Below are 22,276 nucleotides of genomic sequence, written 5' to 3' on the forward strand. Positions count from 1 at the left end.
CGGCGCATTACGGAACCACTGGCATCGAAAGAGAACTTGTTCTATTTTTGCTCTGTTTCTGCCTCTTCCCAGATCGGAGCCCAGCCCGGTGGACCCCCGCGACGCCCGGACGGACGGCGACCCCGCCTCGACCACGACCCTCAGCCGACGAGCCCTCCTCGGCGCCGCCGGTGCCGTCGCACTGACCGGCCTCGCCTGGACACCCGCCGGCGCGGTCCCGGTGGGCGATCCGCGCGCCATCATTCCGGCACCGCCGGAGTTCCCCGCAGACATCCCGCTGGCCCAGCAGCGCTTCGAGAATTGGGCCCGGACGATCCGCTTCGACGCGGTGTGGACCGCCACCGCACGCGATGCGCACGACGTCGTGCGCATCGCCGACTGGGCCCGCGCCCACGGCTACCGCGTCCGGCCGCGCGGCACCATGCACAGCTGGAGCCCGCTGACCGTCGTGCCCGGCGAGAGCGTCGAGAAGATCGTGCTGATCGACACGATGGTGCACCTGAACGCCGTCACCGTCGATCCCGCGGGAACACCCGCCACCGTCACCGCCGGCGCGGGTGCGAGCATCGAGTCGATCCTCGCCGCGCTCGAACAACACGGCCTGGGCTGGGCCAATGCCCCCGCGATCGGCGACATCACCATCGCGGGCGCGCTGTCGATCGGCGCGCACGGCGCCACCTATCCGGCCGCGGGGGAGCGTGCGCTCCCCGGCCAGTCGTTCGGCTCGCTGTCGAACCTCGTCGTCGCCCTCACCGCCGTCGTGTGGAACGCCGCCGCCGGCGCCTACGAACTGCGTGAGTTCCGTCGGTCCGAACCCGAGATCACGCCCCTGCTCGCCCACCTGGGCCGCAGCTTCGTCACCTCGGTGACCCTGCAGGCCGGGGCCAACTACCGGCTGCGCTGCCAGAGTTTCACCGACGTGCCGTGGCAGGAACTGTTCGCCCCGCCCGGTTCCCCGGGCCGTACCTTCGAGCGGTTCGTCGAGGAGTCCGGCCGCGTCGAGGCGATCTGGTTTCCCTTCACCGAGACGCCGTGGCTGAAGATCTGGTCGGTGTGCCCCGAGAAGCCACCGACCGCGCGCGAGGTGCACGGCCCGTACAACTACTTCTTCTCCGACAGCATCCCCGAGGAGGTCACCACCCCTCTCGGCCGGGTGGCGAGCGGGATGCAGGCTGCCACCCCGGCCTTCGGTGCCGGCCAGTTCGGGGCCGTCGCCGCCGGTCTCGCCGCCACCGGCACCGCCGACCTGTGGGGCTGGTCGAAGGACCTGCTGTTCTACCTGCGGGCCACCACGCTGCGCGTCATCGCCGGCGGTGGGGTGGTCGTCACGCGGCGCGCGAACATCGCCCGCGTCGTCCACGAGTTCACCACCTGGCTGCACGAGCGGATGACCCACTACGCCTCGCTCGGGCAGTATCCGGTCAACATGCCGTTCGAGGTGCGACTGTGCACCGTCGACGACCAGTCGGAGGTGCTCGTCGATTCGGCCGGAGCGCCGAATCTGTCGGCCGTGCGTCCCCGTCCCGACCGGCCCGACTGGGACACTGCCATCTGGATGAACGTCGTCTCCATTCCCGGCACCGCGGGGCAGTCCGCGTTCTTCCGGGAGATGGAGCAGTGGATGGCCGACCACTACTCCGGTGACTACGCCGCCTTCCGGTCCGAGTGGTCGAAGGGCTGGGCGTTCGACGAGCAGGGGGGGCACCGGGATTCGCGGTTCCTCGGCGAGACGATCCCGGCGATGTACCGCACCGGGCTGTCCGCCGACGAGGGCTGGGACGCGGCGCGCGCGGCGTTCGATCGGCACGATCCGCACCGGGTGTTCAGCAACGGTTTCCTGGACCGGCTGCTGCCGCCGGTGTAGGGGCCACGGGAGGGGGTTCCGGTACGGTCCGAGGGCACGGTTCGGTTTCGATCCGGCCGCTTGCGCCTTTCACAACTCCCACACCAGTCACATCCGTATACATTTGCCCCGTTCCATGTGAGTCGACGGTGGGAGCGACGTGCGGAAGTTCGAGACGGGGAAGAAGGCGGGCGGTCACCACGCGGCTCGACGCCACGTCCGCCGTGGATCCGTCGCGGCCGCGATGTCGCTGCTCGCCTTCCTGATCGCGCCGGCGCCACCCGCCGCGGCGAACCCGATCGTCGAGCCCGTCGCGGCCGACCCCAGCATCGTGCGGGCGCCCGACGGGGCGTACTACATGTACACCACGGGCGACGACTGGGGCGACGGCCGGGGACTGCGGGGGATGTCCGTCTTCAAGTCCTTCGACCTCACGGACTGGATGTACGTCGACGACGTGTTCTCCGAGATTCCCGGATGGCATCCGGCGAACAACTACGTCTGGGCTCCCCACGTGATCGAGTCGGACACCGGGTACAGCCTCTACTACGCGCTGCCGGACGGGGCGAATCCGTGCATCGGCCTCGCCACCGCACCCGGACCGGCCGGCCCGTGGACCGACCTGGGCCGCCCCGTGTTCTGTGCCGAGGACGTCGGCGTCCAGGGCACGATCGATCCGTTCGTGTGGGACGACGGCACGACGAAGACGATGTTCGTCGGGAACTTCAAGGGCGTCTACGCCATCCCGCTCGCCGCGGACGGAACCGCGCCCGCAGGCGAACCGGTCCGGGTCGCGGACGAACGCTTCGAGGGGCCGCACGTCGAATACCGCGACGGCTACTACTACCTGTTCCTCTCCTCCGGCCACTGCTGCAACGGCGCAGACACCGCCTACCGGGTGCTCGTCGGCCGGTCCGAGTCGTTGACCGGCCCGTACGTCGACCGCAAGGGTGACGACCTCGACGGCGGTGGCGGCGCGCTCATCCTGGCCGGCAGTGATCCGTGGGCGGGACCCGGGCACAACACGGTGGTGACCGACGACGCCGGCGACGACTGGATCGTCTACCACGCGATTCCCCGCGACGATCTCCAGCTTCCCAGCGGTGCCCAGCGACGGGAGGGCATGATCGACCGGATCGTGTGGGCCAACGGCTGGCCGGAGATCGGCGACGGGTCCCCGTCGTCGACCCGCCCCGACGTTCCCCGGACGGATCTTCCCGTGCGCGTCTCGCTCACGGCCGACACGGCCACGACGCTGCCCGCCTCGGGCGGGGTGATCGAAGCCACCATGCTCGTCGAAGCACCCGGCGACGCGCCCTACACGGGTCAGGTGTGGGGCAGCGCGGTCCGTCCGAACGGCGAGGAAGGCGAGCCGGTCCTGGGCCCGATCGACGTCGATCTGGCGCCGGGGGAGACCCGCGAGGAGCGAATCGCCTTCACGGTGAGCGACAGTGCGGCGAACGGCACCTACGGCCTGTACGCCTTCGCCGGCACCCACGGCGTGGAGACGGTCGAGTTCGGTGCCGTCACCGCCCGCAAATCCGAGGGGCTCTCGGACGTCGGCGAGTCCCTCGACGTGGTGACACTGCGAGTGCGCGAGACGGCCCGCTGACCGCGTGGTCCCACCCCGGCGCGCCGGGGCTTCGGCGCGACGGGGGAGCCACCCATAATCGAGGGATGGATCGAGCCTCCTATCCGGCGCTGTTGCGCGCAGACACCGAGCGGCTGCTCGCCGCCGGCGAAGGCCGGCTCGACCGGCCGGTCCCGACCTGCCCGCGCTGGTCCGTCGAACGGCTTCTCGGGCACGTCGGCCGAGTGCACCGGAACGCGGCGGGCTGGTTGCGCACCGGCGGTCGCACCGAGATCCCCCCGGCTCCGGCCGGGGCCGCCGTCGTCGCATGGGTGCGGGACGGACTCGAGGAGCTGACGGAGGCCGTGCAATCGGCCGATCCGCACGTCGACGAGCAGACCTTCGCCGGACCGCAACCGGCTTCGTTCTGGGTCCGTCGCATGGCGGTCGAGACTGCGCTGCACCGGATCGACGCCGAACTCGCCGCGGGCGAGGGCACCACGCCCGTCGACACCGCGCTGGCCGTCGAGGGCATCGACGAACTCTTCGGGGTACTGCTCCCGTTCCGTGCCCTCGGCGGCGCGGGGGCCCTCGGTGGGGCGGGGAGTGCCGGGTCGCCGGCCGGGTCGGGGAAGACGATGCACCTGCATGCGACCGACCCCGCCCTCGCCGCCGGCGAGGGCGAATGGTTGATCACCTTCGATGCCGACGAACCTTCCGTCGTCCACACCCACGCCGAGGGGGACGTCGCGGTCCGCGGGCCGGCGTCGGATCTGCTGCTCCTCCTGTGGAACCGGGCGTCCCTCGATCGATTCGACGTGTTCGGTGACGCCGCGCTGCTGACCCGTTGGCGCGACGAGGTGACGATCTGACGCCGATCTCGTTTACTGCCGTGCGAGCAATCGCTCGAGGTCGTCGAGAACGAGCATCGCGCCGGTCGGGCCGAGTGCGAGGAACCACGTCTCGTCGCTCACCGCGACGGCGCGCCCCTGCTGCACGGCTGTGAGGCTCGACCACAGCGGGCCGCCGACGACGGCTGCCTCGTCGGTTTCCCTGCCGTAGCTCGAGTAGAAGATCCGGTCGCCGTCCGCCTCCGTGATCGTTTCCGGGCTGACCTCGGCCGCAAGTTCCTCGATGTCCTGGACCGGCGGACGTCGCAGCCCGACGTCCTGCAGGATGACGCCGATGAACGAGAGGTTCCCGTACAGGCGGATCTTGCCGGACATGAACCGCACGAGCGAGATGCTCGGATCGCCCTGGATCGAGTCCCGCACCTCGTCGGCGCGGGTCTGGTAGGCGTTGAGGACGGACTCGGCCTTCTCCTCCTCGCCCAGCGCGTCCGCGACGAGCAGGAAATTCTCCTTCCACGGGAAACCGGGCCGGATCGAGAACACGGTCGGGGCGATGGCGGACAGCTGCGGGTACATCTTGTCCGCGCGGAGCTTGCTGCCGACAATCAGATCCGGCCGCAGCGCGCCGATGGCCTCGAGATCGAGGTTGTTGATCGTGCCCACGTCGGCCACACCGGCGAGCCGGTCCGCGAGGTACGACGGCTGCTCCGCCGCGCCCTCGGGACTCGCGAGGCCCACGGGTGTGAGGCCGAGGGAGAGGACGTCGTCGAGTTCGCCGCCGTCGAGCACGACGACGCGCTGCGGCTTGGCCGCGATCTCCGTCTCGCCGAGAGCGTGGGTGACCATGCGGGGGAACCGGCCGGGTTCCGCCTCGCTACCGAGCTTCGCCGTCTCCTCGTCGGCGGTGGCGAACAGCCGGCCGCCGGTGGCCACGTCGGTGTTGCCGGAGCCGGAGCCGGTGTCGCGGGTCGACTCGGCCGCGCCGCCGCACGCCGCGACGGTGAAGGTGACGAGCAGGGCCGCGGCGGTGAGGCGGCCGAGGTGTCTGAGCTTGTGCATGAGGGCAGGCTATCCTTGCCTCATATCCTCCGTGGCCCCACCCCCGGGAGGATCAACCCGTTGTCGGGGTCCCTCGCCGGCGGTTGCGCCGGTCGATGTGCAGGGTCCGCAGAACTGCCCGACGGCCGGGTCGCGGGGCTGCCGGCGGAACGGCCGGCGCGGTAGTCGGGGAGCGGAACTTCAGTTCGGAGGCGGTTTCCGGGGCGTCATCGGAGGTCGCGCGCAGGAATCGATCAGGCAGAGCGAGCTTGTGGATCGTGCGCAGCGTCAGAAGGTACTGCCGGACGAGCGAGCCGGTGGTGTACGGCAGATCGTACTTCTCGCACAGCGCCCGGACCTTCGTGGAGATCTCTGCGTAGCGGTTGCTGGGCAGGTCCGGGAACAGGTGATGCTCGATCTGGTAGCAGAGGTTACCGCTCATGAAGGCCATCACCGGACCGGCGTGGAAATTGGCGCTTCCGAGCGTCTGCCGGAGATACCATTCCGCCCTTGTCTCGCGCTCGAGCTCGACGAGGGTGAACTTCTCGGCGCCGTCCGGAAAGTGCCCGCAGAAGATCACCACGTACGACCACAGGTTCCGGAGCAGATTCGCGGCCAGGCCGGCCGTCAGGGTGCGCCGCCAGCGACGACCGCTGAGGGCGGGGAAGACCAGGTAGTCCTTGAGCGATTGGCGGACAACCTTTCCCAGCAGTGCCCGGTTGTGGTCGGTCTTCTCGGCCGCGCTGCCGGCGTGCTCGTTCACGGAGTGCAGACCGTGCAGTGCGATTCCCCACTCGAATGTGGTTGCCAACAGCAGGTTTCGCAGCGGTTGCGCCAGATTGCCCGGATGCCAAGGCTGATCGCGGGTGATCCGGATGACGCCGAAGCCGAGGTCGTCGTCCATGCCTACGACGTTGTTGAAGACGTGGTGGCGGTAGTTGTGGGAGTACCGCCACTGTGAGGAAAGCCCGGCCATGTCCCATTCCCACGTGGTGGAGTGGATCTCCGGGTCGTTCATCCAGTCCCACTGCCCGTGCGAGACGTTGTGGCCGATCTCCATGTTCTCCACGATCTTGGCCCCGGCGAGGGCCGTCATCCCCAGCACCCATACGGCCGGCGCCTTGCTGGCGCATATCATCAGCCGCGCGGCGACATCCAGTGCACGCTGGAAGGCGATCGCGCGCCGGATGTAGGCGGCGTCCGCCGCGCCGAGCGACTCGGTGACATCCCGGCGGATCCCGTTCAGCTCGTTGCTCAGAGCCTCGACGTCTTCCGCGGTGAGGTGCGCATATTCCTTGATGTCGGAGATCGCCATCGTGTTCTTTCCGTATCGAGTCCGCAACGCGCGATGCCGGATTCGGCCCCGCACGGCAGGACTGAATCAGTAGTAGTCGCGGCGGACTGCCACGGCGTACCCCGTGGAGCCGTGTGCCCGCTCGCTGTCGCTCGGCCCTCCGGGCCCGACGATCACGGCGGCGAGCAGGGGGTTCGGTCGCAGAACGTTGATCATGGCGGCCTCCGGGGCCTGGGGTGTAGACCCAGTCAACACCCGCCGCGCCCGAGGTGTCAACACTGTAGACATACGACATAGGGCTACAGTGGAGGCGAACGGAGAGGAGTCCGTGATGCCGAAGGTTCCTGCGGGCCGCTCGATCGGATTCGACGACGGCAGGTTCGGCAGGAACACTCGAGCCCGGGAATTGATCCTTGCGTCTGCGCTCGCGATCATCGATCGCGACGGCGTCGAGGGGCTTTCGATGCGCCGCCTCGGCAAGGCTCTCGGCCGGGATCCGATGACCCTCTACCGTCACGCGCCGAACAAGGCCGCCCTCCTCGACGGAGTCGCCGAAATCGTCCTCGAGCAACTGGTCGTCGACCCCCGCGACGGCGACTGGGAAGATCAACTACGCACGGTTGCAAGGGATTTCCGGCAACTTGCCCTCGACCACCCGCACGTGGTTCCGTTGCTGGTCACCCGCCCCCTGTCCACACCCCTCGCGCTGCGGCCGCTCGGTACGCTGCGTCCGCTCGAAGGCATTCTGACCTTGCTCACCCGGGCCGGATTCTCCGCGGCCGAGGCGTTGCACGTCTACCGGGCCTTGTTCGGATTCCTCCACGGTCACGTCCTCGACGAGCTGCAGGAACTCGTCGAGCAGCCCGAGGAGTCCGACGACCTGCTCCGCCTGGGACTGCATCGCCTGCCGATCGACGAATTCCCACTCCTGCGCAGTCTCGCGCCGATACTGGCCTCCTACGACGGCGCCGCCGAATTCGAACGCGGCCTCGACCTCTTCTTCTCCGGTCTGAGGGCAACACTGGACTCCGGGGGCGGCCGGCCGTCCGGATGAGCCGCCGGCGCCGGCCGGACCTACGAATCCGCCAGCGTGCGCATGATGCCGTAGGCGTGATCCGGTTCGGTGTCGGGGGGCAGGAGTACCAGCACGAGTTGGGTGCCGTTGCATCCGAGGAAGTACATCGTGTGCGGTGGTTGTCCGGGTGCCGGCTCGCGCAGTGCGATACCGCCGGAGTCGAGGTCGAACTCGTCGATTCGCTTTCGCGGTATCTGCAGGGCGTTCCAGTCGAAGCAGACCCGGGCAACGGGGCCGAGTCGCAGGGTGAGCGCGGAGATCAGGTCGTCCAGCTCATCGGTGAGGTTCGCGGTCCACGGGAACCAGGAGCCGTCGATCAGGGACGGTGGTGCCGAGTTCGGCCGGAGCAGGAAGCGGGGAGTCTGGGTCGGTGTGGGAAATCGAGCAGGGGGGCGGTGCGACGGTACGGGGCGCTCGGGCGGGCCGGAGCGATTCCCGTTGCTGTGGGTGATGGCGTGGTTGTGCGTCATGAGACGCTCCTTGCGCGGCCTCGAGGAGGCCGACTTGTCACCGGGAGGCGTCGAGCCGGGCGCTCGAGGCGGGGAACGTGCCGGTCTGCTCACCGTACTTCACGATCGCGTCGGGCGCGTCGTGCCGAGACCCGGAGAACGGGACCGGGGCCCCTTCTCCGGATGGAGAAGGGGCCCCGATCAGGTCCTTCACGAGTCGGGGTGGCGGGATTCGAACCCACGACCTCTTCGTCCCGAACGAAGCGCGCTACCAAGCTGCGCCACACCCCGTTTCGAACCTCGGTTAGCTTACAGCACGATCGGGGTGACGGTTAAATCGCCTGGTCAGTGCGGTGAAAACGTGCTCCGGGTGCCCGCGTCCGCGGTGCTGCGAGCCTGCTCGCGGGGGGCCGGGATCAGCGTCAGCAGCGTCGCCTCGGGCCGGCACCAGAACCGGGCGGGGGCCGTCGGCGACGTGCCGATGCCCGCCGACACGTGCAACCGCATGTGCGAGCCCCAGCGCGACACGCCCTTGACCCGCGACCGGTCCAGCCCGCAATTGGTCACCAGCGCGCCGACCAGCGGCAGGCACAGTTGGCCCCCGTGGGTGTGGCCCGCCAGCACGAGGTCGTAGCCGTCGTCCGCGAACCGGTCCAGCACGCGCGGCTCGGGGGAGTGGGTCAGCCCCAGCCGCAGATCCGCCGCCGGGTTCGCCGGACCCGCGACGGTGTCGTACCGGTCTCGGTCGATGTGCGGGTCGTCGACACCGGCCGCGCTGACGCGCACCCCGGCGATCTCGAGTTCGCGGTGCACGTGCGTTACGTCGAGCCAGCCGCGCTCGCTGAACGCGGCGCGCAGATCGCTCCAGGGCAGCGGCACGCCGTGTACGCGCTCGTGGTCGCGGTCGAAGTACTTCAGCGGGTTCTTCACCCGGGGCCCGAAGTAGTCGTTGCTCCCGAAGACGAACAGCCCCGGCCGGGCGAGCAGACCGCCGAGCGCCTGCACGACGGCGGGCACAGCCTTCGGATGCGCAAGGTTGTCGCCGGTGTTGATCACGAGGTCGGGTTCGAGGCGATCGAGTTCGCGGAGCCAGTTCTGCTTGAGCCGCTGCCCGGGCGTCATGTGGATGTCGCTCAGGTGCAGCACGCGCAGCGTCGAGGCGTCCGGCGCAAGGACCGGGAGCGTCACCTCCCGCAGGGCGAAGGCGTTGCGCTCGATGAGCGTCGCGTAGCCGAGGCCCAGGGCGGCGGCACCGGCCGCGCCGATCGCGGCACGTCGAAGAGTGGGAACGTCTGGCACGTCTCCAGCGTACCGCCGGGGCTCGTCCGCGCACGGGTTCGCGGGGCGCCGCGTAGCGTCGAGGCATGTCCGACACCACGTCCTCGCTCAAGTCCACGCTCCGCGCCGACCTCACGGCCGCGATGAAGGACAAGGATCCGCTGCGGATCACCACGCTGCGCATGCTGCTTGCCGCGATCCAGACCGAGGAGGTCGCTGGCAAGCAGGCGCGCGAGCTCACCGACGAGGATGTCGTGACGGTGCTCGCGCGCGAGGCGAAGAAGCGCGGCGAGGCTGCCGAGGTGTACACCGAGAACGGTCGCGGCGAACTGGCGGCGAAGGAGCATGCCGAGGCCCGCATCATCGACGAGTACCTGCCGACGCCGCTCAACGACGCTGAGCTGGCCGACGTCGCGGACACCGCCATCGCGCAGGTCGCCGAGGAGATCGGGGAGCGGCCCGGGCCGCGGCAGATGGGTCAGGTCATGAAGGCGGCGACCGCGATCGCCGCCGGGAAGGCCGACGGCAAGCGCCTGTCCGCCGCCGTCAAGTCGCGCCTGTAGCCGAAGACCCCGCCCGGTCGTCGCGCGACCGGACGGGTGACGGTCATCGTCCCGGGATGGGTGCCGGCGCGGCCGGCACCGTCGTGTCCGGCACCTGGCTCTCGGTCGGTCGGCCGGGGGTCGCGCTCGGGCTCGGTGGCGCGGCGCGCACCGAGCCGTCGCTGACGAAGATCGTCACCGTGGACCCCGGGACGGCCGACCCCGACGGGGAGACCGAGGCGACGGTGCCGCTGCGGCCCTCCGCCTTGACCGTCGTCTCCGTCACCTGGAAGCCGGCGTCGATCAGCCGTTGGCTCGCCTGCTGACGGTTCAGACCCACGACGTTGGGCACCTGGGCATTGCCGGCGCCGCGCACGTACTTCTGGTCCGCGGGCGGCAACTCGGTGGGCCCGAATTTGTTCGCGACGGGCAGCAGTGCCGTGAACCAGGTGCGGGCCGGCTCGGTGCCGCCGAACAGATTGCCGTCGGAGCACGGGCGCACGGGTCCGCTGCAGATCTGCCCCGGCGTGGGGGAGTCGCCGTAGGTGTAGACCGCCCCGGCCAGGTTGTTCGTGAACCCGACGAATGCCGACGACATGTGCGACTCGGTCGTTCCGGTCTTCGCCGCCACCGGCAGGTTCCAGCCCACCGATCCGGCCGCACCGGACGCCGTACCACCACCCGCGGTGTCCTTGCTCAGGGCGGTGGCGAGAGTGTCGGCCAGCCCCGGTTCGACGACCTGCTCGCACGCCTGCTGGGTGATCGGCACGGGCTTGCCGTCGCGGTCGAACACGGCGTCGATCGGCGTCGGCGGGCACCACTTGCCGTGCGAGGCCAGCGTGGCGGCGACGTTCGACAGCTCCAGCGGGTTCACCCAGGTGGGGCCGAGCGTGAACGAGCCGAGGTGCTGGGCCTTCTGCATGTCGACCATGCTCTGCTCGCCGAAGCCGGACGTGTTGGGCTGCGCGTACGAGCGCAGGCCCAGCCGCACCGACATGTCGACGACCGCGTCCACACCGGTGGCCTCGATCAGCTTGACGAAGGCGGTGTTGGGGGACTGTGCGAGCGCGTCCGGCACCGACAGCTTCGCCGGGTACGGTGCGGCGTTCTCGACGCAGTAGGTGGCCGGCGGGCATCCGGGGGCACCGCCGTCGCCGAGGCCGCGGGCGTTGTAGCGGGACGGCACGTCCAGCACGGCGCTGGTGCCGAGGCCCTTCTCCATCGCCGCGGCGACGGTGAAGATCTTGAACACCGAGCCGGCGCCGTGACCGGTCAGCGAGTACGGCTGCGGCTGCACCGTCTGCGAGGCCCCGCCGTCGAGGCCGTACACGCGGCTCGACCCCATCGCCAGGACGCGGTGCGAATCCTCCCCGGGCCGGATCACGTTCATCACCGTCGCGACGTCGTCGACGGTCGGGCTGGTGAACTTGTCCAGTGACGATTTGACCGAGTTCTGGATCTCGGGGTCGAGCGTGGTGCGGATCAGGTATCCGCCCTTGTCGATCTGCTCGCGCGACAACCCGGCCTCGGCCAGGTACTGCAGGGCGTACTCACAGAAGAACCCGCGGTCGCCCGCCGCGATACAGCCGCGCGGCAGGGTCTTCGGCTCGGGCAGGACGCCGAGCGGCTGCTCCTTCGCGGCCCGGATCTCGGCGGCGCGCTCGGGGATGTTCTGGATCATCGTGTCGAGCACGACGTTGCGTCGCGCCAGCACGCCGTCCGGATTGGTGTACGGGTTCAGCGCGGAGCTGGACTGCACCATGCCGGCGAGCATCGCGGACTGGGTGACGTTCAGATCCTTCGCGTCGATGCCGAAGTACGTCTGGGCAGCGTCCTGCACGCCGAAGGACCCGTTCCCGAACGGCACGAGGTTCAGGTAGCGGGTGAGGATCTCGTCCTTGGTCAGCTCGTCGTCGAGCGTCAGCGCCATCCGGATCTCCCGGATCTTGCGCGCGGGTGTCGTCTCGATCGCCGCGCGCCGCTCGGCGTCGGTCTTGGCGACCACGTGGAGCAGGTAGTTCTTCACGTACTGCTGGTCGATCGTGGACGCGCCCTGCTCGACCTGACCGCTGGTGGTGTTGGTGAGGAAGGCGCGGATGGTGCCCTGCCAGTCCACGCCCTGGTGTTCGGCGAAGCGTTTGTCCTCGATGGAGACGATCGCGAGTTTCATCTCGTTGGAGATCTGGTCGCTCGGCACCTCGAACCGGCGCTGGTCGTAGAGCCAGGCGATGGGGGTGCCCGCCGCATCGGTCATCGTGGTGACCGCCGGCACCACGCCCTCGACGAGTTCGGCGGAACTGTTGTCCACCGTGTCCGCGGCGCGGTTCGACACGTAGCCGAAGCCTCCGGCCGCCGGGAACATCACACCGGCCAGCAGGACTCCGCCCAGTGCCGTGCATCCTGCGAGCTTCGCCACCGTTTTTCCGATCGACACGCCTACACAGTACGTGCCACCCCGGGGCGCAGACCCCGGCGCACGCGTTCCCGTGTGCGCGTTGCGCTGGCAAAAGCCCTCCGACGTGCAGTGATGCACGGGCGTACCAGAAAAGTGTTTCTCCACCTTGCATCCGGGGAAGTCTTTACCTAGATTGAGTCCTCAGTGTGATGCAGATAACACCTGAATAGGAATGTGGTGCAGATCCGTCGTGCTACGCCGCCGATTCTGCGCGCCTTCCAGGACCCCGTGACACGGCGTTCGGAGAGTAAGGGGCAACTGAATGCACATGACCACCCCGATGGCCCGGCTCGACGTAGACCAAGCAGAAGCACGCATCGCATGGGTATCGAAAGCCCGATGCCGTGAAGTGGACCCCGATCAGTTGTTCGTCCGCGGCGCCGCCCAGCGCAAGGCCGCAGTCATCTGCCGGCACTGCCCGGTGATGCTGCAGTGCGGCGCCGACGCCCTCGACAACCGCGTCGAATTCGGCGTGTGGGGCGGAATGACCGAACGTCAGCGCCGGGCGCTGCTCAAGCAGCACCCCGAAGTCGACTCCTGGGCCGACTTCTTCGAAGCGCAGCGTCAGCACCAGAACGCCGTCTGACCGCGCACCCCCGAGACCCGCGAGGTTACGCCTCGCGGGTCATCTGATCCGCGACGGCGCGCAGCCCGTCGAGGTCCGAGACCTCGAACGGCAGCGACGGCACGCCGACGACCGGAACCCGCGGGTGCGCACTCGTGAACCGGGCCAGCAGCCGCAGCTCCCGCTTCGCCGTCACCGCCCGATGAGCATGGACCCGGAGCACGGCCTCGGCCGGCGCGCTCTCCTTCCGGCCCTGCTCTTCGAGCAGATCCGCCGCGGTCAGGGCGTGGTCGGCCGGCAGCGGGCACAGCGTGGGATGCGTGCGGTTGAGGATCAGACCCGCGAGCGGCATGCGGTCCTCGGAGAGCCGCTCGACGAAGAACGACGCCTCGCGCAGCGCATCCGGTTCGGCCGCGGCCACCACCATGAAGTGGGTGCCCGGCTGCTGCAGCAACTGGTACGTGCGGTTGGCCCGCTCCCGGAACCCGCCGAACATCGAATCGAGTGACTGCACGAAAGCCGAGGCATCCGAGAGCATCTGGCTGCCGACGATCGTGGAGACCGCCTTCAGGGCCAGGCCCATCGCGCCCGTGACCAGCCGCCCGAGCCCGCGGCCCGGCGCGGTGAACAACCGGATCATCCGGCCGTCCAGGAACGCCCCGAGCCGCTGCGGTGCATCGAGGAAGTCCAGCGCGTTCCGCGACGGCGGGGTGTCGACCACGATCAGATCCCACGTGTCGCTCGCCGCGAGCTGCCCGAGCTTCTCCATCGCCATGTACTCCTGCGTGCCGGAGAACGACGAGGCCACCGTCTGGTAGAAGGGGTTGTCGAGGATCTGCTGCGCCTTCTCCGGTGCCGAGTGCTCGAGCACCATGTCGTCGAAGGTGCGGCGCATGTTCAGCATCATCGCGTGCAGCTCGCCCTTCGCGTCCGGCCCCAGCTGCACGAGTTGCGGGCTGTTGTCGAGGGCCTGCACGCCCAGCGCCTGTGCCAGCCGCCGAGCCGGATCGATCGTCAGCACCACGACGTTGCGGCCCTGCTCGGCCGCACGCAGGGCCAGCGCCGCCGCGGTCGTCGTCTTGCCGACCCCGCCCGCGCCGGTGCACACGATGATGCGCGACGAGGGGTCGGCGAGGATGGATCGGACGTCGAGCGGGGGCGCGTGGTGCGCCCGCGGCGCGGTCACCGCACGCCCTGTTCGCCGAGCTGCTCGGCGAGTTCGTACAGCCCGCCGAGATCCACGCCGTCCGCCAGCGCGGGCAGATGCATTCGTGCCACGTTCACCTCGTCGAGTTGGGCGGCGCTGACCTGCTGCGCCTGCAGGGTGGATGCGTACTCGATCGTCTCGGTCAGCAGACCCGCGAAGTCCTCGTCGCCGAGGGCGACCCCGGCTCGGTCGAGCCCCTCGCGTACCGCCTCCGCGTCGATCCGGCCGGCGGCGGCCTCGTCGACCATCTCCTCGGGCAGGAAGTCGGGGGCGGTGCGGTTGACGATCACCGTGCCCAGCCGCAGGTCCGCCGCGAGCAGCTCGGCCACCGCGTCGGCGGTCTCCTGGACCGGCAGCGCCTCGAGCAGCGTGACCAGGTGGACCATCGTCTCGTCGGAGTGCAGCAGCCGCACCACACCCTCGCTCTGCGACCGGATCGGACCCGACTTGGCAAGGTCGGCCATCGCCTTGGTCACGTCGAGGAAGCTGCCGATGCGTCCCGTCGGCGGGGAGTCCACCACGACCACGTCGTACACGGGTTCGCCGGTGCGGTCGGTACGCACCACGGTCTCCTTGATCTTGCCGGTGAGGATCACGTCCCGCAGGCCCGGCGCCAGCGTGGTCGCGAACTCGATCGCACCGATCCGGCGCATCGCCCGTCCCGCGAACCCGAGGTTGTAGAACATGTCCAGGTACTCGAGGAAGGCCGTCTCGATGTCGATGGCGAGGGCATACACGGCGCCGCCGCTGTCCGTCGTGGCGATCTTGGTCTCGACCGGCGGAAGCGGCGGCACGTCGAACAGCTGCGCGATGCCCTGCCGTCCCTCGACCTCTACGAGCAGCACCTTGCGGCCGCCCGCCGCCAGGGCCAGGGCCAGCGCCCCCGCGACGGTCGACTTACCGGTACCGCCCTTGCCCGAGACGAAGTGCAGCCGCGCCTGCGCGGCCGTCGCCGGCCAGACGTCGTGTTCAGCAGTCGTTGATGCCACGACGTCGAGCCTATAAGTCCGGTGCGCATATAGGGTCGAGACATGAGCGAATTGACAACGTGGGAGTACGCGACGGTGCCCCTGCTGACCCATGCCACGAAGCAGATCCTGGACACATGGGGAGCCGACGGCTGGGAACTCGTGTCGGTGCTCCCGGGACCCACCGGCGAGCAGCACGTCGCCTACCTCAAGCGCCCGAAGGGCTGAGCCGCGTGGCAGCAGAGGATTCCGCGGGGCGGACCTGGACGGCGCGGCTCGCCGAACTGGGTCTGAGCCTGCCGCCGGTGGCGGCACCCGTCGCCGCCTACGTTCCCGCCGTCCGCACCGGTGACCACGCCTACACCTCGGGGCAGCTGCCGTTCGTCGACGGCACGCTCGGTCTCGTCGGCAAGGTGGGCGCCGACGTCTCGGCCGAGGACGCCAAGTCCGCGGCGCGCATCGCCGCGCTCAACGCGCTGGCCGCGCTGGACGGCCTCGTCGGCATCGACAACCTCGTCCGCATCGTGAAGGTCGTGGGCTTCGTCGCCTCGGCGGAGGGCTTCACCGGCCAGCCGGGTGTGATCAACGGCGCGTCCGAGCTCCTCGGTGAGGTGTTCGGGGAGGCGGGCGTGCACGCCCGCTCCGCCGTCGGCGTGGCCGAACTGCCGCTCGGCGCTCCCGTCGAGGTCGAGATCATCGCCGAGGTGCGCTGACGGGCGCGGGGTGAGCCGGATCTAGAGTGGGACGCACCCCACACCTTCCGACGGAGGAGGCCGGATCATGACGCTGGTTCACCCCGCGTACGCGCAGTTGCGACAGGTCACCGCCAATGCCGCGGTGGTGCTGGCGGAGAACCCGTCGATGATGACGCTCGACGGCACCAACACCTGGATCCTGCGGGCGCCCGGCAGCGACGAGTGCGTCGTGGTCGATCCGGGCCCGCTCGACGAGGCGCACCTCGCGCGCGTCGCCCGGGTGCCCGTGGCGCTGACCCTGGTCAGCCACCGGCACGGCGACCACACCGACGGCGCCGGACGGTTCGCCGAACTCACCGGCAGCGCGGTGCGGGCCGTGGACGCCCGGCACCGGCACGGCGGGGGAGCGGGCCTGGCCGACGGCGAGGTGATCGAGGCGGCCGGACTGCGTATCCGGGTACTCGCCACGCCGGGTCACACGGCGGACTCGCTGTCCTTCGTCGTCGAGGACGACCGCAGCGTGCTCACCGCCGACACCATCCTCGGTCGGGGCACCACCGTCCTCGACGACTCCGACGGCGACCTCGGGGACTACCTCGGGTCGCTGCGCCGGCTGATCGACCTCGGCGCCGGCTACACCGTTCTGCCCGGGCACGGACCGGACCTGCCCGATCTGGAGACCATCGCCCGCGGCTACCTCGACCATCGGGAGGAGCGGCTCGACCAGGTGCGGGCCGCGCTGCGGGTGCTGGGGGACGACGCCACGCCGCGGTCCGTCGTCGAGCACGTGTATGCCGACGTGGACCCGTCGCTATGGCCGGTCGCGGAGAAGTCGGTCAACGTCCAGCTCGAGTACCTGCGCAGCTTCGCCTGACCTCCCGAACGATCGAGGCCGGTGCATCGACGATGCACCGGCCTCGATTCGTGGAACGGGTGTTACCGCGCGCGGCGGGCGAGGCGCTCCGAGTCGGAGATGAGCACGCTCTTGCCCTCGAGCCGCAGCCAGCCGCGGTGGGCGAAGTCGGCGAGCGCCTTGTTCACGGTTTCGCGGGAGGCGCCGACGAGCTGTGCGATCTCCTCCTGGGTCAGGTCGTGCGTGACGCGCAGCGCGCCCGCCTCCTGGGTGCCGAACCGCTGCGCGAGCTGCAGCAGAGCCTTCGCGACGCGACCGGGCACGTCGGTGAAGATCAGGTCGGCCAGGTTGTTGTTGGTGCGGCGCAGACGGCGCGCGAGCACGCGCAACAGCTGCTCCGCGATCTCCGGGCGCTGGTCGATCCAGGCCTTGAGGGCGTCGCGGTCCATGCTCACGGCGCGGACCTCGGTCACGGTCGTGGCGGTGGAGGTACGCGGGCCCGGGTCGAAGATCGACAGCTCACCGAACATGTCGGACGGGCCCATGATGGTCAGCAGGTTCTCGCGGCCGTCCGGCGAGCGGCGGCCGAGCTTCACCTTGCCGGAGACGATGATGTACAGGCGGTCGCCCGGCTCACCCTCGTTGAAGATGACATGTCCGCGGGGGAAATCGACCGGCTGAAGCTCTTTGACCAGCGCCGCAACCGCCGAGGGTTCGACTCCTTGGAAGATGCCTGCTCTGGCCAGGACGTCGTCCACGTGCGCTCCTTTGGGGAAAATTCTCGTCGTCATGCTGCCGGGTCTGCACGACGTCCACGGGCGCCCGGACAGGCCACCTGCAACGCGTACGGAAACGAAGTCTACTGTGCGCGCACTCGGCATGAGTGATTGACACCACGACAGCTGCCGTGCCGTTCCTGCAGCAACGCCCACGCATCCTACCGATGCGTCCCGAAATCAGCTCGCGCGGCGCGCTCCCATGTCGGACTCCGCATCGTCGAGCTCCATGACGAGGACCCGCCGCCGACGGCGGTGGAACCGGGCGAGAGCGTGGGGGAATCCCTCCCTGGCCAGGGTGGCGACGTCGTCGTGGCTCGCCTTGTCGAGGAACTCCTCGACCTCCTGCTGGCGAACGGACAGACGGCTCAGCCGGGACTCGACCCGCTCCATCGCCAATGCGAACAGCATGAGCAGCACGGGGAAGAGTACGACAGCAAGAGCTTGCATACCGGGAAGTAAACACAAGAAAGGTCTCAGAAGCGACACAGCGCCGAATCCGCGACCGGCCGGGTACGTACAGTGGAGCAGGTGCATGCGACCCCGTCCGAGAGTCCCGACGTGCGCCGACGACGCGTGTCCGGAGGCGAGCGGAAACCCGAGAGCAGGCTCGCCCTGGTGCGGCGGGCCCGCCGCATGAACCGGCGGCTCGCCGAGGCGTTCCCCCACGTGTACTGCGAACTCGACTTCACCACGCCGCTCGAGCTGGCGGTCGCCACGATCCTGTCCGCGCAGTGCACCGACGTGCGGGTCAACCAGGTCACCCCGGCCCTGTTCGCCCGCTACCCGGACGCCCGCGCCTACGCGGAGGCCGACCGGGCCGAGCTCGAGGAGTACATCCGGCCCACCGGTTTCTACCGCAACAAGGCCAACTCCCTGATCGGCCTCGGACAGGCCCTGCTCGAGCGGTTCGACGGCGAGGTACCGCGCCGCCTCGAGGATCTCGTCACACTTCCCGGATTCGGCCGCAAGACCGCCAACGTGGTCCTCGGCAACGCGTTCGACATCCCCGGCATCACCGTCGACACCCACTTCCAGCGTCTCGTGCACCGCTGGAAGTGGACCGAGGAAACCGACCCCGTCAAGATCGAACACGCCGTCGGCGCGCTCGTCGACCGCAAGGAATGGACCCTGCTCTCGCACCGGGTGATCTTCCACGGCCGGCGCGTCTGCCACGCCCGCAAACCCGCCTGCGGCATCTGCGTGCTGGCCAAGGACTGCCCGTCCTACGGCATCGGACCCACCGACCCCGTGACCGCCGCCGCGCTGGTGAAGGGACCGGAGACCGAGCACCTGCTCGAACTGGCCGGACGGTGACCCGGTGCAACTGACCCGCGCAGGCCGCTGGAGCCTGGTGGCCCTCGTCGTCGTGGTGGCCCTGATCGTCGCGATCTGGCCCCGCGACGCCGACGACCCGGCGCCGGCCGCCGACGGTGGTCGCCCGACCGCGGCGCCGGTGGACCGCCGCGCCCAGGACACCCCCGAATCCCTCGCGCCGCTGCGTGCCGCGGCGGCGCTCGAGCCCTGCCCGGCCCCGGCCGGGAACGGGGCCGGGCCCCTCGCGGGGTTGCGGTTCGAGTGCCTCGGCGACGGCAGCAGCGTCGATCTGGCCGCCGCGCTCGCGGGCCGGCCCGCGCTGGTGAACCTGTGGGCCTGGTGGTGCGGGCCGTGCGCCGAGGAACTGCCCTACCTGCAGGAGTACGCGCAGCGTGCCGGTGACGCGGTTGCGGTCGTCACCGTCCACACCGACCCCAACGCGGCCAACGCCCTGTCCCGGCTCGCCGAGTACGCCGTACGGCTGCCGGGGGTGCAGGACGGGTCCGCGCGCGTGCAGGCAGCGGTGCAGTCGCCACCCGTGCTGCCGGTGACGGTGCTGATCCGGCCCGACGGTTCCGTCGCGAAGGTGCTGCCTCAGCCGTTCCGCAGCGCCGACGACGTCGCCGCAGCCGTGGAGAACCACCTGGGGGTGAAGGTATGACGCCGTACTGGCTGCGCCGCGTGTCCACCGTGGCGCCGAGCGATCCGCACCAGGTCAACCCGGTGCTCGACCGCCGCGCACCGAACGGGTTCACCGTCCGTCCGGCGGCCGTGCTCGTGCTGTTCGGTGGCTCGTCCGAACCCGATCCCCTCGCGCGGGGCGGTCTGCCCGCCGACGCGGATGTCCTGCTCACCCAGCGGGCGCCGACGATGCGTCAGCACAGCGGGCAGGTGGCCTTCCCGGGTGGCGCCGCCGACCCGGAGGACGACGGCCCGATCGCGACCGCGCTGCGCGAGGCGCAGGAGGAGACGGGCCTCGACCCGGCCGGCGTCCGTCCGCTGACGGTGCTGCCCGAGATCTTCATCCCACCGTCGGGGTTCGACGTCACCCCGGTGGTCGCCTTCTGGGAGAAGCCCACCCCCATCGGGGTGGTCGATCCCCGCGAGGCCGTCCGGGTGGTGCGGGTCTCTCTGCACGACCTGCTCGATCCGGACAACCGCTTCCAGATCCGGCACGAGCGCGGCTACCAGGGACCGGCTTTCCTCGTGGACGACATGCTCGTGTGGGGGTTCACGGCGGGGATCCTGGCGGGCCTGTTCGCGGTGTCGGGCTGGGAGATCGAGTGGGACCACACCGACATCCGTGACTTCGAGGTCACGCTCGCCGAGCTCGAGACAGGGGTGGTCGAACCGTGACACCGTCCGGATGGATCGACGTGCTCATCCTGCTGGTCGTGCTCGTGGCCGCGTCGTCGGGCCTGCGGCAGGGCGCGGTGGCGTCTGCGCTGGCGTTCCTCGGCGTGGTGCTCGGCGCGGTCGCCGGCATCCTCATCGCCCCGCACGTGCTCGTGCACGTCGAGGAGGGACGGATGCGGATCCTCGCCGGGATTGCGCTCATCGTCGTGCTCGTCATCATCGGCGAGGTCGCGGGCATGGTGCTCGGCCGGGCGGCACGGAGCAACATGCACAGCCCCGTCGCGCGGGGCGTCGACAGCGTGGTCGGGGCCGGTCTGCAGGCCGTGGCGGTGCTGGTCGCGGCGTGGCTGCTCGCGATTCCGCTCACCGCGTCGTCGCAACCGGAGATCTCGGCCGCCGTACGCGGCTCCCGGGTGCTGGCCACGGTCGACGTGCTGGCCCCGGACTGGCTGCGCGGCGTCCCCAAGGAGTTCTCGGCGCTGCTCGACACCTCGGGCCTGCCGGAGGTGATCGGGCCGTTCGGCCGCACGCCCATCACCGAGGTGGAGCCGCCGGACCCGAGCGTGCTCGCCAGTCCCGTCGCGCTCGACCTGCACCCGAGTGTGCTGCGCATCAACGGCGTCGCGCCGAGCTGCCAGCGTGCGCTCGAGGGATCCGGGTTCGTCGTCGCGCCCGAACGCGTCATGACCAACGCGCACGTCGTCGCCGGCACGTCGGCGGTGTCGGTGGAGACGCTCGGTGGGGCGCTCGACGCCGAGGTCGTGCTCTTCGATCCCGCCGTCGACGTCGCGATCCTCTCGGTGCCGGGACTCGACGTGGCGCCGCTCGCGTTCGCGCCCGCGCCCGCCGATTCGGGTCAGGACGCCCTCGTCCTCGGATATCCCGGCGGGGGCCCGTACACGGCGAGCGCCGCACGGATCCGGGAGACACTCGACCTGCAGGGGCCGGACATCTACCGCTCCGGCACCGTCGAACGGGAGGTGTACACCGTCCGCGGTTCGATTCGTCAGGGCAACTCCGGCGGGCCGCTCGTCGACGATCAGGGCCGGGTGCTCGGCGTCGTGTTCGGCGCGGCCGTGGACAACAGCGATACCGGGTTCGTGCTGACCGCGGCGGAGGTGAGCAGTCAGCTGGAGCTGGCCGACGATTCCTTCGCGGCGGTGGCGACGGGTACGTGCATCGCCTGAGCCGGGGCGTCCCTACAGTCCGGCGGCGAAGTCGAGCAGCGCGGCGGTCACGTCGTCGGCGCATTCCTGGTGGGCGTAGTGCCCGGCGTCGTCGATCATGAGCAGTTTCCGGCCCGGAGCGTGGCGGACGCACCGGCGCACGGTCGCAGGCAGCACGTACGGGTCCAGCGTGCCGTGCAGTTGCAGGACCGGCAGGGTCAGCGTCTTGTCCATTGCGGCCATGAACCGGCGTCCGTCCGGCCGCCATTGGCTGCGGAACGCCCAGCGCTGGTACTCGAGCGTGCAGTGCGCGGTGCCGGGAATCCGGATGGCCGACCGCATCCGCTCCGCGACCTCCCGGAATTCGTCCGACTGCTGCCACCGCGCGCCGGAACGGGCCTGCAGCAGTCGTTCGATCTCCCACCCGTCGTCGCGCACGAGCTTGCGTTCGGGCCGCCACGGCACCTGGTAGGCGAGGAACGTGGGCAGCAGCGCCGACCGCTGCGCGCGGTCGTGCAGCGCCGCGTCCCGCAGCGAGATCGGGTGCGGCGAGTCCACGAGGGCGATCGCCCGGACGAGCCGCGGGTGCAGCACGGCCGTCGCCCAGCACACCAGGCCTCCGTCGGCGTGTCCGATCAGCGTCGCCTCGGAGCAGCCGAGGGCGCGGATGAGGCCGGCGACGTCGCCCGACAGGGTCCAGCCGTCGTAGCCGCGCGGCGGCTTGTCGGAGTCACCGTAGCCGCGCAGGTCCACGGCGACGGCGCGGTATCCGGCGTCCGCGAAGGCGGTGAGCTGGTGGCGCCACGACCACCACAGGTCGGCGAACCCGTGCAGGAACAGCGCCAGCGGCGCGTCGGGGCCGGACGGGCCGGCCTCGACGGCGTGCAGGCGGATGCCGTTGGCGTGGATGTCGCGGTGCGTCCACGGCCCGGGGTACCGGACCGTGGACGGATCGGGGAGGGACACGGTGCCCTGCAT

General features: G+C 70.2%; 24 protein-coding genes and 1 tRNA gene. 13 read left to right on the forward strand and 12 right to left on the reverse strand.

The features are described from left to right. Positions 1–88 precede the first annotated feature (88 nt). The 3 genes from ISO16_RS20400 to ISO16_RS20410 all read left to right on the forward strand — a co-directional run bounded on the left by ISO16_RS20400 (position 89) and on the right by ISO16_RS20410 (position 4,285). A complete protein-coding gene (locus ISO16_RS20400) occupies positions 89–1,864 on the forward strand; it encodes a cholesterol oxidase substrate-binding domain-containing protein (RefSeq protein WP_072634168.1) in 1,776 nt (591 codons plus the stop codon). A 139-nt stretch (positions 1,865–2,003) separates the two neighbouring features. Beyond that, complete coding sequence (locus ISO16_RS20405) at positions 2,004–3,455, forward strand: family 43 glycosylhydrolase (protein ID WP_072634169.1); 1,452 nt, start codon at positions 2,004–2,006, stop codon at positions 3,453–3,455. 65 nt (positions 3,456–3,520) lie between these two features. After that, entirely contained in the window at positions 3,521–4,285 is a 765-nt protein-coding gene (locus ISO16_RS20410; protein WP_072634170.1) for a maleylpyruvate isomerase family mycothiol-dependent enzyme, read from the forward strand. A 12-nt stretch (positions 4,286–4,297) separates the two neighbouring features. Here the strand turns inward: ISO16_RS20410 and ISO16_RS20415 are convergent, their stop codons facing one another. From ISO16_RS20415 to ISO16_RS28960, 3 genes are all read right to left on the reverse strand, one after another. After that, positions 4,298–5,323: an ABC transporter substrate-binding protein gene (locus tag ISO16_RS20415; protein WP_072634171.1), complete on the reverse strand. Its 1,026-nt coding sequence runs from the start codon at positions 5,321–5,323 to the stop codon at positions 4,298–4,300. Between the two features lie 52 nt (positions 5,324–5,375). Continuing rightward, a complete protein-coding gene (locus tag ISO16_RS20420) occupies positions 5,376–6,617 on the reverse strand; it encodes a fatty acid desaturase family protein (protein ID WP_072634172.1) in 1,242 nt (413 codons plus the stop codon). A 66-nt stretch (positions 6,618–6,683) separates the two neighbouring features. Next, positions 6,684–6,812 (reverse strand): hypothetical protein, encoded by a 129-nt coding sequence (locus ISO16_RS28960; protein WP_268256881.1) that lies wholly within the window; start codon positions 6,810–6,812, stop codon positions 6,684–6,686. Positions 6,813–6,927: 115 nt separating this feature from the next. Between ISO16_RS28960 and ISO16_RS20425 the strand changes: the two genes are divergently transcribed. After that, the gene (locus ISO16_RS20425; protein WP_072634202.1) at positions 6,928–7,650 is read left to right on the forward strand and encodes a TetR/AcrR family transcriptional regulator C-terminal domain-containing protein; all 723 of its coding nucleotides are present in this window, start codon (positions 6,928–6,930) and stop codon (positions 7,648–7,650) included. Positions 7,651–7,670: 20 nt separating this feature from the next. Here ISO16_RS20425 and ISO16_RS20430 read toward each other — a convergent pair whose 3' ends face one another. From ISO16_RS20430 to ISO16_RS20440, 3 genes are all read right to left on the reverse strand, one after another. Continuing rightward, the gene (locus ISO16_RS20430) at positions 7,671–8,141 is read right to left on the reverse strand and encodes a DUF5994 family protein (RefSeq protein WP_072634173.1); all 471 of its coding nucleotides are present in this window, start codon (positions 8,139–8,141) and stop codon (positions 7,671–7,673) included. Positions 8,142–8,337: 196 nt separating this feature from the next. Beyond that, positions 8,338–8,411 (reverse strand) — tRNA-Pro (locus tag ISO16_RS20435). A 54-nt stretch (positions 8,412–8,465) separates the two neighbouring features. After that, entirely contained in the window at positions 8,466–9,419 is a 954-nt protein-coding gene (locus ISO16_RS20440) for a metallophosphoesterase (RefSeq protein WP_072634174.1), read from the reverse strand. Between the two features lie 65 nt (positions 9,420–9,484). Here ISO16_RS20440 and ISO16_RS20445 point away from each other — a divergent pair, with 65 nt between their 5' ends. Continuing rightward, entirely contained in the window at positions 9,485–9,961 is a 477-nt protein-coding gene (locus tag ISO16_RS20445; protein WP_072634175.1) for a GatB/YqeY domain-containing protein, read from the forward strand. Between the two features lie 43 nt (positions 9,962–10,004). Here the strand turns inward: ISO16_RS20445 and ISO16_RS20450 are convergent, their stop codons facing one another. Then, positions 10,005–12,356: a penicillin-binding protein gene (locus ISO16_RS20450; RefSeq protein WP_072634176.1), complete on the reverse strand. Its 2,352-nt coding sequence runs from the start codon at positions 12,354–12,356 to the stop codon at positions 10,005–10,007. A 301-nt stretch (positions 12,357–12,657) separates the two neighbouring features. Between ISO16_RS20450 and ISO16_RS20455 the strand changes: the two genes are divergently transcribed. Next, the gene (locus ISO16_RS20455; RefSeq protein WP_026137870.1) at positions 12,658–12,981 is read left to right on the forward strand and encodes a WhiB family transcriptional regulator; all 324 of its coding nucleotides are present in this window, start codon (positions 12,658–12,660) and stop codon (positions 12,979–12,981) included. Positions 12,982–13,006: 25 nt separating this feature from the next. On the opposite strand, the gene ISO16_RS20460 is transcribed toward ISO16_RS20455, so the two are convergent. Both ISO16_RS20460 and ISO16_RS20465 read right to left on the reverse strand, forming a co-directional pair. Then, complete coding sequence (locus ISO16_RS20460) at positions 13,007–14,146, reverse strand: ArsA family ATPase (RefSeq protein ID WP_050034516.1); 1,140 nt, start codon at positions 14,144–14,146, stop codon at positions 13,007–13,009. After that, positions 14,143–15,156: an ArsA-related P-loop ATPase gene (locus ISO16_RS20465; protein ID WP_006945568.1), complete on the reverse strand. Its 1,014-nt coding sequence runs from the start codon at positions 15,154–15,156 to the stop codon at positions 14,143–14,145. Before ISO16_RS20465 ends, ISO16_RS20460 begins: the two co-directional genes overlap by 4 nt. 42 nt (positions 15,157–15,198) lie before the next feature. Here ISO16_RS20465 and ISO16_RS20470 point away from each other — a divergent pair, with 42 nt between their 5' ends. From ISO16_RS20470 to ISO16_RS20480, 3 genes are all read left to right on the forward strand, one after another. Next, a complete protein-coding gene (locus tag ISO16_RS20470) occupies positions 15,199–15,363 on the forward strand; it encodes a DUF4177 domain-containing protein (RefSeq protein ID WP_006945567.1) in 165 nt (54 codons plus the stop codon). A 5-nt stretch (positions 15,364–15,368) separates the two neighbouring features. Then, positions 15,369–15,848 carry a RidA family protein gene (locus tag ISO16_RS20475; RefSeq protein WP_072634177.1) on the forward strand — a complete coding sequence of 160 codons (480 nt, stop codon included), beginning with the start codon at positions 15,369–15,371 and terminating at the stop codon, positions 15,846–15,848. 67 nt (positions 15,849–15,915) lie between these two features. Continuing rightward, positions 15,916–16,704 (forward strand): MBL fold metallo-hydrolase, encoded by a 789-nt coding sequence (locus ISO16_RS20480; protein ID WP_072634178.1) that lies wholly within the window; start codon positions 15,916–15,918, stop codon positions 16,702–16,704. Positions 16,705–16,766: 62 nt separating this feature from the next. Here the strand turns inward: ISO16_RS20480 and ISO16_RS20485 are convergent, their stop codons facing one another. Continuing rightward, positions 16,767–17,441, reverse strand: a complete 675-nt coding sequence (locus tag ISO16_RS20485) for a Crp/Fnr family transcriptional regulator (protein ID WP_003935274.1) — start codon at positions 17,439–17,441, stop codon at positions 16,767–16,769. 198 nt (positions 17,442–17,639) lie between these two features. Continuing rightward, the gene (locus ISO16_RS20490; RefSeq protein ID WP_029547213.1) at positions 17,640–17,909 is read right to left on the reverse strand and encodes a hypothetical protein; all 270 of its coding nucleotides are present in this window, start codon (positions 17,907–17,909) and stop codon (positions 17,640–17,642) included. 72 nt (positions 17,910–17,981) lie between these two features. Between ISO16_RS20490 and nth the strand changes: the two genes are divergently transcribed. From nth to ISO16_RS20510, 4 genes are read left to right on the forward strand one after another with little or no spacing between them, the layout of a single operon-like run. Next, positions 17,982–18,776, forward strand: a complete 795-nt coding sequence (gene nth / locus ISO16_RS20495) for an endonuclease III (protein WP_037201375.1) — start codon at positions 17,982–17,984, stop codon at positions 18,774–18,776. 37 nt (positions 18,777–18,813) lie between these two features. Next, positions 18,814–19,437 carry a TlpA family protein disulfide reductase gene (locus tag ISO16_RS20500; RefSeq protein WP_083662436.1) on the forward strand — a complete coding sequence of 208 codons (624 nt, stop codon included), beginning with the start codon at positions 18,814–18,816 and terminating at the stop codon, positions 19,435–19,437. Then, positions 19,434–20,132, forward strand: a complete 699-nt coding sequence (locus tag ISO16_RS20505; protein ID WP_006945556.1) for an NUDIX hydrolase — start codon at positions 19,434–19,436, stop codon at positions 20,130–20,132. The genes ISO16_RS20500 and ISO16_RS20505 overlap by 4 nt, the downstream gene beginning before the upstream one ends. Next, positions 20,129–21,319: a MarP family serine protease gene (locus ISO16_RS20510; protein WP_006945555.1), complete on the forward strand. Its 1,191-nt coding sequence runs from the start codon at positions 20,129–20,131 to the stop codon at positions 21,317–21,319. Before ISO16_RS20505 ends, ISO16_RS20510 begins: the two co-directional genes overlap by 4 nt. A gap of 12 nt (positions 21,320–21,331) precedes the next feature. On the opposite strand, the gene ISO16_RS20515 is transcribed toward ISO16_RS20510, so the two are convergent. Beyond that, positions 21,332–22,276: an alpha/beta fold hydrolase gene (locus tag ISO16_RS20515; protein ID WP_006945554.1), complete on the reverse strand. Its 945-nt coding sequence runs from the start codon at positions 22,274–22,276 to the stop codon at positions 21,332–21,334.

The organism is Rhodococcus sp. M8, from assembly GCF_015654185.1.
Classification (GTDB): domain Bacteria; phylum Actinomycetota; class Actinomycetes; order Mycobacteriales; family Mycobacteriaceae; genus Rhodococcus; species Rhodococcus aetherivorans.